Below are 16,133 nucleotides of genomic sequence, written 5' to 3' on the forward strand. Positions count from 1 at the left end.
CACCATGTCTCCCGCTCAACGCCTCGCCGCTCCTTTCTTCAGCCTCTGCCTTGCTCTCTCGAGCGTCACCCCCTGCGAGGCTCATGACGCAGGCACGCAGATGTCCGCCATTGCCAACGTGTTCCTTTCGGCGCTTTCTGCTGAACAGAAGTCCAAGGCCAGTTTTGAATTCGGAAGTGAAGAGCGTGAAAACTGGCACTTCATTCCGCGCGAACGCAAAGGGCTGCCAATGAAGGAGATGTCGCCACAGCAGCGTCTCCTCGCTCATGCTCTATTAAACACCGGACTCAGCTTCCGCGGTTCCGCCAAGGCGGTGACGATCATGAGCTTGGAAGAAGTGCTCTATCAAATAGAGGGTGCTGAAGAGTTAAAGCGCGCGGCTACCCGGGAAAAGCGTGATCCGGAAAAGTACTTCTTCTCCATCTTCGGTGAACCTGCCGACAAAGGAACCTGGGGATGGCGGGTCGAAGGGCATCACCTCTCGCTCAATTTCACCATCAAGGACGGCCAGATGCTGCGCGCCACTCCTTCTTTCATGGGATCCAATCCAGGCGAGATTCGTCAGGGGCCGCTTACTGGCCTAAGGGTTCTGGCCGTGGAGGAAGAGCTGGGACGTGAACTGGTCAAGTCGCTCACGCCGGAGCAGTTCAAGGCGGCGTTTGTCGCCACTGAAGCCCCGAAAGAAATGATCACCGCCGCTGAGCACAAAGTAAATCCGCTTTCTCCTGCGGGACTCGCAGATTCCGAGCTCAATGAGAAGCAGAAGGGCATGCTTGCACGGCTCATCGCTGAATACATTGATCGTCTTCGTCCTGAGATCGCCGAAGCGGCCCGTGAGGAGATAAAGAACAGCGGCACGGTGTACTTTGCGTGGGCTGGTGGACGCGAGCGTGGCGAGCCTCATTACTATCGCGTTCAGGGAAAGACCTTCCTCCTTGAGTATGACAACACTCAGAATGATGCCAACCACGTTCACAGCGTTTGGCGGAGCTTTGACGGAGACTTCGGACGCGATCTGCTCGGTGAACATTTGAAGCAGGCGCATTGATCTGAACGCCTGCATCAACGGATGCGAGATGGCTTGTCTGTAGCAGCAAGCATTTCACGTGCCTGAATTTAGTTGCGCACAGCTATTCGCATGCTGTTCACAGCTTGTTCGCTTCACTTTGCGCAGATCTTCACAACTGATCGCAAATAAATTTTGAATGTTTCATCCGTCTGCATGGAAAATTCAAAAAATATATCGAAGAAGAGCTTGTTACATGTGCCAATTTCGACATACAAAGCGCCATCATTTTAAAAGATATTCATTGGTCTCTCTGATGTGACCATTTGAATCTCTTGTGATCCAACTTCCCAACCAATCCCGACCTCACTCCCCGGAGAAAACTCATCATGGCGCGTAACGATGAAATCACGAATCAAACTTCCCTCAATGGATCAGCCTCTCATGCGCCCGCGGAATTGTTCACGCCCGTTTCCACTGTTTGGGATCAGGTGTGCGAAGTGTTGGTAAAGCGCCTTGGTGGTGACAATTTTCAGCGCTGCTTCAGCGGCACATCGGGGCGTCTGGCTGATGACGGCCGGTTCATCATCACCGTTCCCAATCCCATTCATCAACTTTGGATCGAGAGTAATCACACCGGGGCTGTTGCTGATGCTGTGGCAGAGGTGACGGGCGAGCCATCCGTCATTGAGTTTCATGTCGCCACGGAGTCTGCGCCGGTGTCGTTTGCGCCGCTGCCGGAATTGAAGGCAGCGCGTGTCAACGCTGCCGACCAAGCGCCGATCCGCTTTTTCAGTGAGGCGGGGTTGAACGCCAAGTTCAATTTCGACAGCTACGTCATTGGTACCAACAGCAGCTATTCCGTCGCCGTTGCTCGCGCAGTGGCCGAAAAGCCGGGCCGCATCTACAACCCGCTCTTCTTCTATGGTCCTACGGGACTCGGCAAGACGCATCTCATGCAGGCCATCGGCCAGGAAGTGCTGGCACGCAAACCACGCGCGAATGTGCGTTACGTTACCTCAGAGCAGTTCACGAATGAGTTTGTGGATGCCATCAAACGGCAAACCTTCAGCCAATTCAGGCAGAAGTATCGCAAGGTGGACGTCCTGCTCATCGATGACGTGCATTTCTTCGAAGGCAAGGACAGCACGCAGGAGGAGTTCTTTCACACCTTCAACGAGCTCTTCAACAACGCTAAGCAGATCGTTCTCGCCAGCGATCGCCCGCCGAGTGAGATCAAGAATCTCGAAAGCCGCCTCGTCTCACGCTTCGAGTGGGGGCTGGCGACACAGATTCAAGTGCCTGATTTTGAAACGCGTATCGCCATTCTGCGCCGCAAGCAGAGTGACTTTAATGTTTCGCTCGATCCGTGGATCCTCGATTACATGGCGCAGCGCATTCGCGCCAACGTGCGTAAGTTGGAAGGCGCTCTCATGCGCGTCGCCGCGCACGTCTCTCTCGAAGGTGCTGTCACTACTGAGTCTGCACTTGCCGCGCTGCTGCATGATGTGATCGACGAAGATCACTCAAAGACGGTCACCGTTGATCGCATTCAGCGCATCATCGCCACGCATTACGATCTGCGTGTGAGCGATCTCACCGGTCCACGTCGTCCAAAAAACATCGCTGAAGCACGCCAGGTGGCCATGTATCTCACTCGCACGCTCACCAAGTTGCCGCTCGTGCAGATCGGCGATGAATTCGGCGGACGGGATCATGGCACCGTTATTCACGCCTGCAAAGTTGTGACCAACCTCGTCAACGGTTCCAACGACTTCAAGCGCACGCTGGACTCCCTGACCGGCAAGATCCGGGAAAGCTGAACCCCAAGCCCGCCGTCTCGAAGGGGGGGAGGTTATTTAACGGACCGCCGCGCTTCACTCAGCCACCCTGAGTGAAGCGGGGAAAGAAACCTTCACTTCCCCACACTCAGCACGCCCCACATCAGCACCGCGTGGCCGGGGAAGGTGCAGACGAACTCGTAGTCGCCGGGTTTGCCGGGGGCTTTGAGTTTGATGGTCTCGCGCTGGCCGGGTTCGAGGAGCTTGGTGGCGGCGAGGATTTCTTTTTCGAAAGCGGGCGGCATGAAGGCGCGGCCTTGCTTGTCGAGCTTGTCGGGCGTCATGGTCATGGCGGCCATGCCGATTTCCATGTGCTTGCCGGGCGGGACGATGGCGAAGTTGTGCGGCATCACGTCGTCGTTTTCGAAGATGATTTCAAACTGCTTGCCAGCGGTGACCTCGATCCTCGTGGTGTCGAAGCGGAGTTGCTCGTGGACGGTGTGCACAACGAAGACGTCCACGCTGATCGATTTGAGCTCGGTGAGCACGGGCTTGCCGGCATCGCCCTGCTGCGCGGCCATTTCCTTGGCGGCAGAGATGATCTCGACATACTCGGGCTTGCTGCGGTCCTGCGGCTTGACGGTTTTGCCGTAGGCGAGAACGGAATCGGTGATGGGTTTGGCGAGCGTGCTGTCCCAATTGGCTTTCGGGAATTTCATCAGCGCTTTGGCGGCGGCGTTGCGTTCTTTGCCGTCGATGACGTGCTGGGCAACGATTTTGAAATTCGCCGCGGCGTTGTCGGCACCCATGAGGGGCAGGGCGGTGAGGACGGCGCGGAGACGCGCGCCGGTCGTTTTGCCATCGTTGAGCAGAGCGGTGAGGTGAGGCTGGAACTTGGCGCGCAACGCGGCTTCGTTCGCGGGGATGAGGGCGATGGACTCGATGATGTCGTTGCGCTCGCCGTCGTCGGTGGTGGCCTTCCAGAGATTGTCGGGTGTCTTGTCGCCGACAATGTAAGCGGCGTAGCAGGCGCGTTTGACGGGGGCTTGTTTCGCGTCTTTGGCCAACGTCTTGATGAGCGTGCCATGGCGGGCGAGCATGCCGGGTGATTGTACGAGCAGGAGTTTGCCTAGGTCGTCGGCTGTTGAGTTCAGGCTGCCGCCGGCAGCTTCGATGCGCTTGAGCATGTTGACGAGAACGACGGGAACATCGTCGCCGGTGATCTTGGCGAGTTCTTCGAGAGCTTTGGCGCGGACATCGGCGGGAAGTTTTGGGCGTGTGAGCTTTTCTACGAGCACGGGTTCGAGATCGGGCAGGTCTTTGAGATCGGCGTCGGTGGTCTTCGCGATGAACTCCGCGAGCGCAGCGGGGTCTTTGGGCAGCACCTTGGTCTTGAGAACGGACTGCAGACCTTTGCGGCATTCGCCAAAGACGTGGTCGATGTAGTAATCCGTGGGTTGCTTGAGTGCGTCGTAGGCGATTTCGAGGGCCTTCGCCGCGTCTTCTGTTGGTTGGTAGAAACTAAGAGCACGAACAGCGTGCATGCGGACGGGCATGGCCTCGTCATTCACGGCCGCTTTGAGCAGATCGAGCGCACCGGGAACGCGATCCTTCCAGTAGCAAAGCACGCGCGTGGCGGCGGCACGGGCACGAGGCTCAGGAGAGGCCAGCACCTGCTTCAACAGATCTACATCGACGATGTCGATCCATTGATGAACCCAAAGGGCCTCGAGGCGGTGGTGTTCGTACTCCTTGTCGTTCTTGTCGAGCTTCGCGACCCAGGCTTCGACGGCGGCTTCCACCTTGGCGGGATCGTGCTTCGCCAGTTCGATCTTCGAACGCATGCGGACGTTGTCTTCCCACACCTTGAGGTTTTCGAGGAGGTTCTCGATGCTTTCGCCGTGGATTTTGACCGGCTTGAGCAGTTCGCGGCCTTCGTAAGTGAGCTTGTAGATGCGACCGTGACCGTGGTCGCGGTTGGGATCACGCAGGTGGTGCTGCATGTGACCGATGATCGCATTCGCCCAGTCGCAGAAATAGAGCGCGCCATCCGGGCCGACGCTCACAGCGCTGGGGCGGAAGGTTGGATAAACGGCCGGGTCCGCTTTGACGAGTTCGAATTCCGTGTCGCCTTTCATGCCGGCGCCGTCAGGGGTGAGCGGCACGCGCCAGATGCCCTGGAAGCTGATGACGTTGGTGTTGAGAAAGTTGTTCTGCCAGTCGTCGGGGAAATGGCGGCTGGAGATCATGTTGTTGCCCGGGCTGGGGCGTGCGGGGCGCTTCCAGAACTCCTTGAGTTTCGCGCTGCCGCCGCCTTCGCTCGGCAGGTAGCATGATGAGGCTTCGGCGAAGGTGTTCACGTTGCCTGTGGCGTCGGTGAAATAGGCATTACCCCAGCGATCCCAGATTTTCCCGTGCGGGTTCACGGTCGCGTCGGTGGTGAAACGCTCCAGTTTGCGGCTGTTGAGATCAAAGCGGTAGATGCAGCCGTTGGTGTTGCGCACGGGGCCATAAAGCGTCTCGACCTGCGTGCGGTGGAAGACACCATCGCTCGGATACAAGGCGCCGCCGCAGTCGTAGCTCAGCGCATTGGTTTCGTGATGCGAATCCGCAGCGCAGAGGCCCATGAGCAGGATGGTGCGCTTGTCGGCTTTGCCGTCGCCATCGGTGTCCTCGAGATAGACCAGATTCGGCGACTGCATGACGATGACGCCGTCTTTGTAGAAGTTGAAGCCGGTGGGGCAGTTCAGGTTGTCGACGAATTCGGTCATCTTGTCCGCCGTGCCATCACCGTTGGTGTCTTCAAAGATGAGCAGGCTGTCGCCTTTCCTGCTCGTCGGCGTGCGCTCAGGGTAGTTCAGCCACGCGGCGACCCACAGCCGGCCCTTCGTGTCCCAGGCCATCTGCACGGGGTTCACGAGTTCGGGAAACATTTTCTCATCCGCAAAGAGGGTGATTTTGAGGCCCTTTTCCGGTTGGATGTTCTTGAGGTATTCCTTGGCATCCGGGAAGGCCACGAGTCCTTCGGGCGTGAACGTCATCCCGGTCATGGGCACCTTGTTGAACTCCTTGCCCTCCTTGGGATTGGGCATGTTGGTCGGCACCTTTTCGACTGGTGGCAGGTTGTCGTCTTTGACTTCGAGATCGCCGCCTTTGGCGATGGCCCACACGCGCTTGTCGCGATTGGCGGTCTTCACGTCGCGCTGGGCCATTTCCTCCTGCATGACTTCGTAATTCGAAATGTAGGGCTTCTCAGGATGACGCTCGTTCTGTTTGAAGCCGCCCACACCCGCCGCGTAGGCGAGTCCGGACCGACCGCCATAGACGTTGTAGCCGTCCACGGTGCGGTAGCGCTGATGCCACTCCCAGTTCTTGTCGCGAATGGCCTGGCGCAGCTTTTCGTTCACCTGTGGCGCGTTTTGGCCGGTCAGCGATTTGAAAGCACTCTCGGCGATGGCCTTTTCGCCGCTGTCGGTGACGTAGAGACCGTCGAGCGTTGAGCCTTCCGGCAGACCCTTGGCGCTGGGCTGGAACAGATCGACAAAAGTCACGCCCTTGGCTGCGGCGACTTCGTTCATCGCGGCGGCGTAGTTCTGGATGTTCGTGTTCTTCTCATCCACCGGCGGCAGGCTTGGGTTTGCGAGTTTTTGCAACGCAATGGGCGAGAACAGCACGATGCGCGGCGCCCCTTTGCCGCTGTAGTTTTGCGCCTTGGCGTCGTCGATGAACTTGGCGAGGTTCTTTTTGAACTCGTCGATGCCTTCGTAGCCCTTGAACGACTCGTTGTAGCCGTAAAAGGCGAAAATGACGTCCGCCTTGACCTTGGTGAGCCATTCGTCACGGGTGCCGAAGTTGTCGATTCGGTGCCAGGTCTGCACCTCGTCGCCGGAAAACGCCAGATTGCGGAAGGTGAGGTCCTTGTCCGCATTGGCGTGGGTGAGCATCGTCTCCAGCCAGCCTGAATACTGCGAGCGGTCCGGCAGCGCGTTGCCGAGGATCGCAATCGAGTCGCCTTTTTTCAGCTCGATTTGCGCCTGGAGCGAGACGGTAAGGGCGGCGAGGAGGAAAAAGAGGTTCTTCATGGATTTGGGTCGGAAGGGCTGTGCAATACGGAGTGGCAGGGTCAATGTTTGCCACGGAAAGCGCAAGCCAGGCATTGGGGGAGGCTCCATCAAAAATGTTTACTCTTTTGTGTGGGCGTGATAAACACGATAAATGCTCTCGAAATCCCGCCTGTTTCTCGCCGTTGCCGCCTGCGTGTTGCTCAGCAACTGCGGGCTGATCAACACGGCGTTGAGACTGGCGCCTTACGCCTTGTTCTTCGCAGATGAACAGGGTGCAGGGAGCGACAGAGACAAGCCCCTCGAACTCAGAGGGCAGCAGGTGAACGACAAAGGTGTCCATGGCACGCAGCCGATGGAGACCGCTTCGGGGGCCAAACTGGCTCTCAAACGCTGAACATCTTGTTGTTTACAGGTTTTTCCCCGCATGATAAAAACACCCTCAATGAAATTCTTCCGACTTGCCACCCTTGTATCGCTTTCCGTCTGCCTGACCAGTTGCGGGACTCTTGGAGGACTCATGAACAGCTATCCGGTGAGGATGATGGATCAGACCGCGTCGGCGCTGCTTGGCTATCTGGCCGAGAACGAACTTCCGACAGATGGCAAGCCCGCATCCATTCAGGATCGTGCCCGCCAGGTGGAAGGTCGTGGCATTTACGCCGGTCAAATGCCTGCTGCTGTCGCGCCTCGTCAGAGCATGGCGGCACGCTAGTTGCCGGGGTCCTAGATCATGGACTGGCATCGCATCCGTTCCGATTTCCCAATTCTCGACCAGCAGGTTCAGGGGCATCCTCTGGTCTATCTGGACAGCGCTGCCACGAGCCAGAAGCCGCGCACGGTCATTCAGGCCCTGTCCCACTATTACGAGAGGGACAATTCCAATGTGCATCGGGCTCTGCACGAGTTGAGCGCCCGGGCGACAGATGCCTTTGAAGTGGCCCGGAAGAAGGCAGCTCACTTCATCGGTGCCGCCTCCGAAAATGAAATTATCTTCACGCGGGGGACGACCGAAGGGATCAACCTCGTTGCGAACACCTGGGGGACACAGAACCTCCGCCAAGGCGATGTCATTCTCGTCACTGGAATGGAGCATCACAGCAACCTCGTCCCGTGGCAGTTGCTTGCGCAGCGAACAGGCGCGGTTTTGAAGCACATTCCGGTGCTCGACGACGGCACGCTGGACAATGAAGCCATCGACACCCTGCTTACCGAGCAGGTGAAGCTCTTTGCTTTCGTCCACATCTCGAACTCCCTCGGCACGATCAATCCCGCTCGCGAGCTTTGCGCCAGAGCAAAGGCGGTGGGGGTTGTGACGCTGGTGGACGGTGCCCAAAGTGCCGGCCATATGCCCATCGATGTGCAGGATCTCGGCTGCGATTTCTTCGTGCTTTCGGGCCACAAAATGTGCGGTCCCACCGGGATTGGTGTGTTGTATGGCCGCATGGCGCTCCTGGAGACCATGCCGCCCTGGCACGGAGGCGGAGAGATGATTCTCTCTGTTTCGTTCGAGACCAGCAGCTACAAGCCGCCGCCGCATCGATTTGAAGCGGGCACCCCCAACATTGCCGGCGTCATCGGTCTCGCTGCTGCGATCGATTACCTTGAGGGAATCGGGCTCGAGAACATCCAGCGTCACGACCACAACCTCGCCAACTACGCCGTGCAGCGCATGAGCGAGGTTCCTGGTATTCGGATTCTGGGGCCGCAATCAGGTCATCGGGGTTCTCTCGTCGCCTTCCATCTCGATTTTGCCCATCCGCATGATCTCGTCGAGTTCGCCAACAGCCATGGCATCGCCATGCGTGGTGGTCATCACTGCACGCAGCCGCTGATGAAGCGATTCAAGGTGCCCGGGACCACACGCGCGAGCTTTTACTTCTACAACACGCTTGAGGAGATCAATCGACTCGTCGAAGTACTGTTTGCCGCACGTGCCTTCTTCACCTAATGCCCCTTTCCGACGAACTTCGTGATCTTTACCAGCAAGTGATCCTCGATCACTCCCGGAATCCGCGTAATCACGGCGAAATTCCGCCTCCGTGCCTGCACGCCCATGGAGACAACCCTTCCTGCGGTGACGAGATCGACGTTTATCTGCGTCTGACCGAGGACGGACAGATTGAGGATTTGAAGTTCACCGGCCAGGGTTGTGCCATCAGCCAGGCGAGCGCCTCGATGATGACGCAAAAGATCAAAGGCAAGTCAAAGGCCGAGGCGGAGGCCATTCGTGAAGATTTTCGCCGCGTGGTCATGGGCGATGGCGCCCCGGCCGACGAAGATGCCCTCGGAGAACTGATCCTCCTCGAAGGGGTGCAAAAATTCCCGCAACGTGTGAAGTGTGCCATGCTGGCGTGGCGCGCCGTGGAACAGGCACTCGAAGGCAAGTAGGCCATGCCCGAGTTGCCGGAGGTCGAAACCACGCTGCGCGGCGTCTCGCCGTATGTGATCGGCAAGCGCGTGCGGGAAGTGATCGTGCGGGACAAACGACTGCGTTGGCCGGTGCCGGATGCGATTCATGAGTTGGAGGGCTGCCGTATCGACTCGGGCAGTCGGAGGGCGAAATACATGCTCTTTGGCACGGAGAAGGGCACGCTCCTGATTCACCTGGGAATGTCAGGGAACCTGCGGGTGCTGTCTCCTGATGTGCCGTTCAAGAAGCACGATCATCTGGCGATCACGCTCGAAACTGGCAGGCAGCTTCGTCTGCATGATCCACGTCGTTTCGGAGCTGCTTTGTGGATTGAGGGTAATCCCTTGCTGCATCCGCTGCTCAAAGACCTTGGACCGGAACCCTTGGGGAGCGAATTCTCCGCATCTCACCTGCATGCGGCCTGCAAAGGCAAAACGGCGGCGATCAAGCTGGTCATCATGGACGCGCATGTTGTGGTCGGCGTCGGGAACATCTATGCCAGCGAGGCGCTCTTCATGGCCGGCATCGATCCGCGCAAACCTGCCGGGAAGGTGACGAAACCGAAGCTCGAGAAACTGGTGAAGGCCATCCGTGAGGTGCTGGCTGCTTCCATCAATATGGGGGGCACCACCTTGCGTGACTTTGTGAATGAAAGCGGCGAGCCCGGCTACTTTGCACAGACCCTGCGCGTTTACGACCGCGAAGGCGAACCGTGCCGCGTCTGCGGCGCGAAGATCAAACGAATCGTCCTCGGTCAACGTTCGACATTCTTCTGTCCGAAGTGTCAGCGTTGATTTCGGATAGGAAAGGCTGCGATTCTTTTGGTCGTCAGCCGGGCATTTGTCATTCATCATGGTTCAGTCATGTCGTCCAGCCTTCCTCCCCTTCGCAGTGCCTACGATCTTGAGCGTGTGCTTGAGTTTGAATTCGTACGGGCCACGGAAAACGCAGCTCTTCAGGCGATCCATTGGCTGGGGCGTGGGGAGAAGGAACTCGCTGACGGTGCGGCATGCAGCGCCATCTACGGAGTCTTCGATATTCTGGATGTTCGCGGTGAGGTGGTGATTGGCGAAGGAATCAAGGACAACGCCCCGGGGATTTTCGTTGGTGAACACCTGGGGACGTGGCGCGACGGGTCACCACGGTTCAACATTGCGCTCGACCCCATCGACGGCACCAGCAACATCGCCAAGGGGTTGCCCAACAGCATTTCCGTCATCGCCGCCGCGCAGATTCCCGATGGAGCTCCGTGTGCGATGAAGAGCATCCCGAGCTTTTACAGCCACAAGATCGCCTACGGTCCTGCGGTGAAGAAGGCGCTGGAGGGCAGGGGGGACCGCTGCTTTCTGGACATGCCGCTTCAGGAGGTGATCACCTTTGTAGCCGAGGCTTTGGGCAAACGAGAACGGGATTTGGTTGTTTCCACCATGGACCGCCCTCGTCATCAGGACATCGTGGAGCAGATCCGCCGCTCAGGAGCGGCTCTGCGAATGGTGACGGATGGCGACATCGCCGCCGCCGTGGCTCCTTCGATGCCAGAGTCCACATGTGACCTCTATGTGGGCATAGGAGGATCTCCGGAGGGCATTCTCGCCGCCGCAGCGTTGAAGTGCCTCGGCGGTGACATGCAGTTGCGCATGTGGTTTCACGATGAAGCACACCGCGCCGAAGTGGCCGCTCAAACATCCGTTGCCGAGATGAATCAGGTCTTCCGCGTTCATGAACTCATCGTGGGAGAAAGCGCGCTGTTCTGCGCCACCGGCATCAGCGACAGCCCGCTGCTGCCCGGTTGCCGGCTTGTCGGTCATCGCGTTGAAACCCATTCGATCCTGATGCGGTCCCGCAGTGGAACCGTCCGCCGTATCCACGCGGTGCATGATCTGGACCGCAAGGTGGTGCCGCTCAGGGCTTAGCCCGCGCAGACACAGATCTCCCGGCGATTTGCCGCGAGTTGCGTGGCAAACACGGGGGCTGGAGCCCATTCGCGAATGGCTTCAATGAACTCGTGCGCGCGATCCTCGAGGGCGGGGGTGTTCAGTTTGACCGTGAGAATCAAGCGTCGCGCCTGAACCGCATCCTGGATGCGCCTGACCTGAGGAAGCACTTCGGGAGGAGCGAGATTGATGTCGCAGAGCAGCAGGTCGATGTCCCTCGGTAAGGCGGTGAGATTGAGACGGCCCGCCGCAGTGCGCCAATGCTCGAACCTGACTGCTTTCGATTTGGCCAGTTCAAGAATCCGAGGATCCATGTCGCCTGTATCAACGCCGAGGACGTTCATGCCGCGCTGGAGCAGCGCATAGGTGGCGCCACCGGGAGCGCAGCCGAGATCGAGGGCGGTTTGCCCACGCAGATCCATCTGGTCCCATCCGCGCCATGCGAGTGCCTGTTCGAGTTTGAGCCAGGCACGCGACGGAACGTCCTCGGGCAAAGTGATGCGCGGCAGACCGCCGGGATGGGTGTGCATGCCTGCATGATGCTCGTGACAGCCGAGAAAGAGCGGTTCGCCGTCGGTTTCGCCGACGATGACATCAAGAATCCAATCGCCGTGAGCATAAGGTAGCCGGGTTTCGAGTTGGACGCCAGCCTGCTGGAGTTCGCGGGTGATTTCAGTCTCCAGAGGATCGATGCGCTGCCAGGTGTCGGCGTGGACCCCGTCTTCGGGCGTGTCTCGCGGGAACACATGAAGACGAACCGGGCCTGAAGGAAGTTTGCGGGCGTGATCAGTGAGTTCGGCGATTGTTTTGCACAAGCCCAAGGAGATGCCGCTTACTCGGGCGAAGTGACTGAGGGTGCGCGGCGGGACAAAGTCGGAACGCCGGACCTTCCAGGTAATGAACTGCGGCTTCATGAACGCCGGCACCAGTTCGCCGGCAAAGTGGCTGGCGATGTCGCGCTTGAGCGCGGCTTCAGATCCGGCCCGGCAGGTGGTGAAGCGGAAGGGGGAGTTCATGTGGGTGAGAAAAAGAAAGGCGGAGCCAAAGCTCCGCCCTCCGTGGTGAGATGTTGTTTCGAGAAATTACTCGACGCCTTTCCATGCTCCGAAGCTGGCGCCTTCGGTGATCCACTTCTTGATCAGCGCGATGTTTTCAGGGCTGATGCGGTCGCCTTTGCCTTCAGGAGGCATGGCCATGTCGTCGGAATCGGGCAGGGTCATCGTCTTCACCAACCAGCTTGCGTCCGGCTTGCCAGCCACGACGTTTTCCTCGGGGTATTCCTTGCCACCCTTCATGATGACAGCGGCGCCATCGAGACGAAGACCTCCCTTGGGCTTCTTAATTTTGCCGTTGTCTTCGTGCTCCTTCTCATGGCACTTGAAGCAGCTTTCCTTCAAGATGGGAAGAACCTGCTTTTCAAAGTCCACTTTGCCAGCGTCCTGAGCGCGGGTCGTGGAAGTGACGGAGACACCGAGGGCGAGCGCGGCGGCGATGGTGAGTGCGAGTGTGTTTTTCATGGGTTTGGTGGGACGGGGGTGCAGGTGAAGATGTTCGCGGGAGTTTCCCGGTCAAGTTGCATCCCGAGGAGGATCGAAGCCGAGACAGAAAAGTGAGGCAAGTTAAATATTTTGGTGGCCTTAAATAATTTCGTCTGCCAGAATCCCATCTTATTGCCATGAGCCGAGCTGCTGCTGTCGCCCGTCCTCCTCGCGCCCGATCCACGGACGAGAAGGAAAGTCCGTGGAATGATGTCTTCGGCATCTTCTTCCTGATGGTTGCGGCCATGCTGCTGCTCGCGCTGGTTTCCTACGATCCGCGTGACATGCCGTCTTGGTCCTTCCTGGCGCTTTCGGAGTCATCCGGCGAAGTGACCCACAACTTTGTCGGTCGCATGGGCGCGCTGGTGGCGGGGCACATGCTCTGGCTCATGGGCTTTGCGGCCTACCTGCTGCCGTTCAGCATGACCTGGTTCGGCGTGTGCAAGCTTCATTCCAAGATCAAAATCACCAGGGCGGCGTGGCTGGGGGTGGCGATCATGATCATAAGCGGTGCAGCGTTGCTGGAGGTGCAGAACTTGCTGAGCGAACGAGATCACTTCACGCCGTTGGGCGGTTCCGGCGGGCTCGGCTTTGTGATCGGCGGCGGCTTGTTGAAAAACTTGCTCGGCAAAGTCGGAGCAACCTTGGTGCTGTCCGTTGTGTATCTGGTGGGGCTGTTTCTTGTGACGGGGCAGCACCCGCTGATGGTGATCCGCAACATTCGTGCGGAACTGACGCGCTGGAAGGCCGAGCGTGAGGCCCAGCGTCTGATCGAGGAGAAGCTCGCCGAGGAGGTCGCGAACACGGTGCCGGGAACACTGACACCTGTGCCGACCGAACTACGCCGCAAGAAGAAGGGCGGAGCTGAACTGCGCGGCGACACGCCCGCTGTATCCACCAATTTGGAACTGCCGCTGAAATTTGACCCGCCTCCGCCCAAGATCATCGATTCGTCGGTGTCACGGGCGCATGACGACCGTTCGGACAAACCGAAACTGGCCGAGGTCTGGGAAAAGAAACGTGCGCAGAAGATCGAGCAGGCTCCGCATGGGTCGCTGGGAAATCTGACCGTCCGTTTCAAAGACTACAAGCTTCCCTCCATGGATCTGCTGAAGTGGCCGGAAGAAACCAATCGTGCGCCGACAGACAAAGGGGAGCTTCTCGGCATTCAGGCCACGATTGTCAGGGCGCTCGCCAGTTTTGGCATCAGCGTGGAGCCCGGCGACATCACACGTGGCCCGGCCATCACGCGTTACGAAGTGCGCCCCGTGGACGGTTTGCGCGTGAGCCGCATTGCGAATCTGGACGCCGACATCGCTCGTGCGACGCGTGCGGAGCGGATCAACATTCTCGCGCCGATTCCCGGCAAGGACACCGTAGGCATCGAACTCGCGAACAAGGAGAAAATCATCGTTCCGCTGCGTGAGCTGCTGGAGGACGAAGTCTTCGTCAATGGCAAGTCCAAGCTTCCCGTGGCTCTTGGCAAGGATGTGTATGGCAAGACGATCATTGGTGACCTCGCGGCGATGCCGCATCTTCTGGTGGCCGGCGCTACTGGGTCCGGCAAGTCGGTCTGCATCAACAGCATCATCACGAGCCTGCTGTGTCGTTTTGCACCCGATGAACTGCGCTTCATCATGATCGATCCGAAGGTGGTGGAGATGCAGAACTACGAAGAGCTGCCTCATCTCGCGCTGCCCGTCGTGACCGATCCGAAGAAGGCGCTGCTGGCCCTGCGTTGGGTGGTGAAGGAGATGGAGAATCGCTATCAGATCTTTGCTCAGGAAGGCTGTCGTAACTTTGAGGCCTTCAACAACCGCAATCGCAAGCGTAAGGCTGAGGCGGATGCCGCCCGTGCGGCGCGTAATGGCGCGGCTCCTGGCACCAAGGCAGGCGTGGATGATGCCCGTGTCTCAGCCGCCTTCGCCAAAGAAGCGGCATCTGACGCGGACGCTGCACCGAAAACGGCAGAGGTCGGAACGGTGGACGGAGACGAAAACGAGCTTCGCGATGCCAGCGGCACCTGGCTCGGAGATTCGCAGCCGCCACCTCCGCGCAAGCAGGAAGTGGTGATTCCGGACACGATGCCTTACATCGTCGTCATCGTGGATGAGCTCGCGGACTTGATGCAGACCGCGCCTGCGGACATCGAAGTGGCCATCGCTCGCATTACGCAGATGGCGCGCGCAGCTGGGATTCATCTCATCGTCGCCACACAGACGCCCCGAGCGGACGTCATTACGGGCGTGATCAAAGCCAATATCCCCACGCGAATCGCTTTCCAGGTTTCTTCTGCGCTCGACAGTCGCGTCATATTGGACCGCAAGGGCGCCGAGAACCTCGTGGGCAAAGGGGACATGCTCTATGTGCCGCCCGGTGGAGCGCAGCCTGTGCGCAGCCAGGGGGCGCTGGTCACAGACGATGAAATTCACGCACTCGTGGAGCACTGTGTCGCGCAGGGCAAACCGGTCTTTGACGTCAAGGTGGACGAGGACAGCGGCGACTTTGGTGATGAGGACGGAGAGGGCTCCGGCATCAGCGCCGAGGAGGAGGAAGTTTTGGAGAAGTGTCTCGAAGTCATTCGTCAGGAGAAAAAGGCCAGCACCAGCCTGCTCCAACGCCGTCTGCGTCTTGGATATGGTCGTGCGGCACGCATGATCGATCTCCTTGAGGATCGCGGTATCATTGGACCGGGCGAAGGTGCGAAGCCGCGTGAGATTCTCGTCCAGATGGATTGAGTGCGGTCATGATTCCCGATTTGTTTGCGCGTGATTTGCCGGAGGCATGTCGGCAGGTGTTGCTCGTGATCGCGCCTCACGAGAAATCCATCATGGCCGAACTGCGAATGATCGAGCGCACTTCATTCGAAGAGTGGCAGCAAGTAGGGGAGACGATTCCGGTTTCTCTCGGGCGGAACGGCCTCGCTTGGGGAATTGGCGAACACGCGACGGCACCGCCTGCTGGATTGCCGATCAAGCACGAGGGCGATGGATGCAGTCCCGCGGGCGTGTTTCGTCTGCCATTTGCGTTTGGAGATGCGTCTGTGTCTGAATTCAGGCTGCCTTACATTTCTATCACGGAGTCGCTTGTGGCTGTAGATGATCCTCAGTCACAGTTTTACAATCAGGTCGTCGATTCGGCTCAGGTGACGAAGGACTGGATCAGCACCGAATTCATGCGCCGTGAAGACGGTTTGTATCGCTGGGGAGCTCTTGTAGCGCACAATCCGGCGAATCTTCCCGGGGCAGGCTCCTGCATTTTCCTCCATCTCTGGCGGGGGAAGGGCATGCCGACGGCAGGCTGCACGGCGATGGAGGAGGTCGATCTCCAACACGTGCTCGCCTGGCTTGATCCCTCGTTGGAACCGCGATTGGTGCAGGGGATTGCCTGAAAGGCGACA

The 16,133-nt window shown here is 58.7% G+C and carries 13 protein-coding genes; 10 read left to right on the top strand and 3 right to left on the bottom strand.

Annotation, left to right across the window (positions count from 1 at the left end):
• The first annotated feature begins 4 nt into the window (after window positions 1-4).
• Both KDL09_RS07525 and dnaA read left to right on the top strand, forming a co-directional pair.
• On the top strand, window positions 5-1,048 hold the full coding sequence (locus tag KDL09_RS07525; protein ID WP_294383350.1) for a DUF3500 domain-containing protein: 1,044 nt from the start codon (window positions 5-7) through the stop codon (window positions 1,046-1,048).
• 347 nt (window positions 1,049-1,395) lie between these two features.
• Window positions 1,396-2,829 carry a chromosomal replication initiator protein DnaA gene (dnaA, locus tag KDL09_RS07530; protein WP_294383354.1) on the top strand — a complete coding sequence of 478 codons (1,434 nt, stop codon included), beginning with the start codon at window positions 1,396-1,398 and terminating at the stop codon, window positions 2,827-2,829.
• A gap of 92 nt (window positions 2,830-2,921) precedes the next feature.
• Here the strand turns inward: dnaA and KDL09_RS07535 are convergent, their stop codons facing one another.
• On the bottom strand, window positions 2,922-6,869 hold the full coding sequence (locus tag KDL09_RS07535) for a PVC-type heme-binding CxxCH protein (RefSeq protein ID WP_294383358.1): 3,948 nt from the start codon (window positions 6,867-6,869) through the stop codon (window positions 2,922-2,924).
• A 133-nt stretch (window positions 6,870-7,002) separates the two neighbouring features.
• On the opposite strand from KDL09_RS07535, the gene KDL09_RS07540 reads away from it, so the two are divergent.
• The 6 genes from KDL09_RS07540 to KDL09_RS07565 all read left to right on the top strand — a co-directional run bounded on the left by KDL09_RS07540 (window position 7,003) and on the right by KDL09_RS07565 (window position 11,174).
• Window positions 7,003-7,245 carry a hypothetical protein gene (locus KDL09_RS07540; protein WP_294383360.1) on the top strand — a complete coding sequence of 81 codons (243 nt, stop codon included), beginning with the start codon at window positions 7,003-7,005 and terminating at the stop codon, window positions 7,243-7,245.
• 123 nt (window positions 7,246-7,368) lie between these two features.
• The gene (locus KDL09_RS07545; protein WP_294383362.1) at window positions 7,369-7,563 is read left to right on the top strand and encodes a hypothetical protein; all 195 of its coding nucleotides are present in this window, start codon (window positions 7,369-7,371) and stop codon (window positions 7,561-7,563) included.
• Between the two features lie 18 nt (window positions 7,564-7,581).
• Window positions 7,582-8,799, top strand: a complete 1,218-nt coding sequence (locus KDL09_RS07550) for a cysteine desulfurase (protein WP_294383365.1) — start codon at window positions 7,582-7,584, stop codon at window positions 8,797-8,799.
• A complete protein-coding gene (sufU, locus tag KDL09_RS07555; RefSeq protein WP_294383367.1) occupies window positions 8,799-9,239 on the top strand; it encodes a Fe-S cluster assembly sulfur transfer protein SufU in 441 nt (146 codons plus the stop codon). The genes KDL09_RS07550 and sufU overlap by 1 nt, the downstream gene beginning before the upstream one ends.
• Before the next feature lie 3 nt (window positions 9,240-9,242).
• Complete coding sequence (mutM, locus tag KDL09_RS07560; protein WP_294383369.1) at window positions 9,243-10,055, top strand: bifunctional DNA-formamidopyrimidine glycosylase/DNA-(apurinic or apyrimidinic site) lyase; 813 nt, start codon at window positions 9,243-9,245, stop codon at window positions 10,053-10,055.
• Window positions 10,056-10,124: 69 nt separating this feature from the next.
• Complete coding sequence (locus KDL09_RS07565) at window positions 10,125-11,174, top strand: fructose-bisphosphatase class II family protein (protein WP_294383371.1); 1,050 nt, start codon at window positions 10,125-10,127, stop codon at window positions 11,172-11,174.
• Here KDL09_RS07565 and KDL09_RS07570 read toward each other — a convergent pair.
• Window positions 11,171-12,211 (bottom strand): SAM-dependent methyltransferase, encoded by a 1,041-nt coding sequence (locus tag KDL09_RS07570; RefSeq protein WP_294383373.1) that lies wholly within the window; start codon window positions 12,209-12,211, stop codon window positions 11,171-11,173. The two genes, KDL09_RS07565 and KDL09_RS07570, sit on opposite strands and share 4 nt — an antisense overlap.
• A 66-nt stretch (window positions 12,212-12,277) precedes the next feature.
• Window positions 12,278-12,712, bottom strand: coding sequence for a c-type cytochrome domain-containing protein (locus KDL09_RS07575; RefSeq protein ID WP_294383375.1), 435 nt, complete (start codon window positions 12,710-12,712; stop codon window positions 12,278-12,280).
• Window positions 12,713-12,870: 158 nt separating this feature from the next.
• Here KDL09_RS07575 and KDL09_RS07580 point away from each other — a divergent pair, with 158 nt between their 5' ends.
• Both KDL09_RS07580 and KDL09_RS07585 read left to right on the top strand, forming a co-directional pair.
• Window positions 12,871-15,471, top strand: a complete 2,601-nt coding sequence (locus tag KDL09_RS07580; protein WP_294383376.1) for a DNA translocase FtsK — start codon at window positions 12,871-12,873, stop codon at window positions 15,469-15,471.
• An 8-nt stretch (window positions 15,472-15,479) separates the two neighbouring features.
• A complete protein-coding gene (locus tag KDL09_RS07585; protein WP_294383378.1) occupies window positions 15,480-16,124 on the top strand; it encodes a L,D-transpeptidase family protein in 645 nt (214 codons plus the stop codon).
• The last annotated feature ends 9 nt before the right edge of the window (window positions 16,125-16,133 follow it).

It is taken from the genome of Prosthecobacter sp. (assembly GCF_020439865.1).
GTDB lineage: Bacteria > Verrucomicrobiota > Verrucomicrobiia > Verrucomicrobiales > Verrucomicrobiaceae > Prosthecobacter.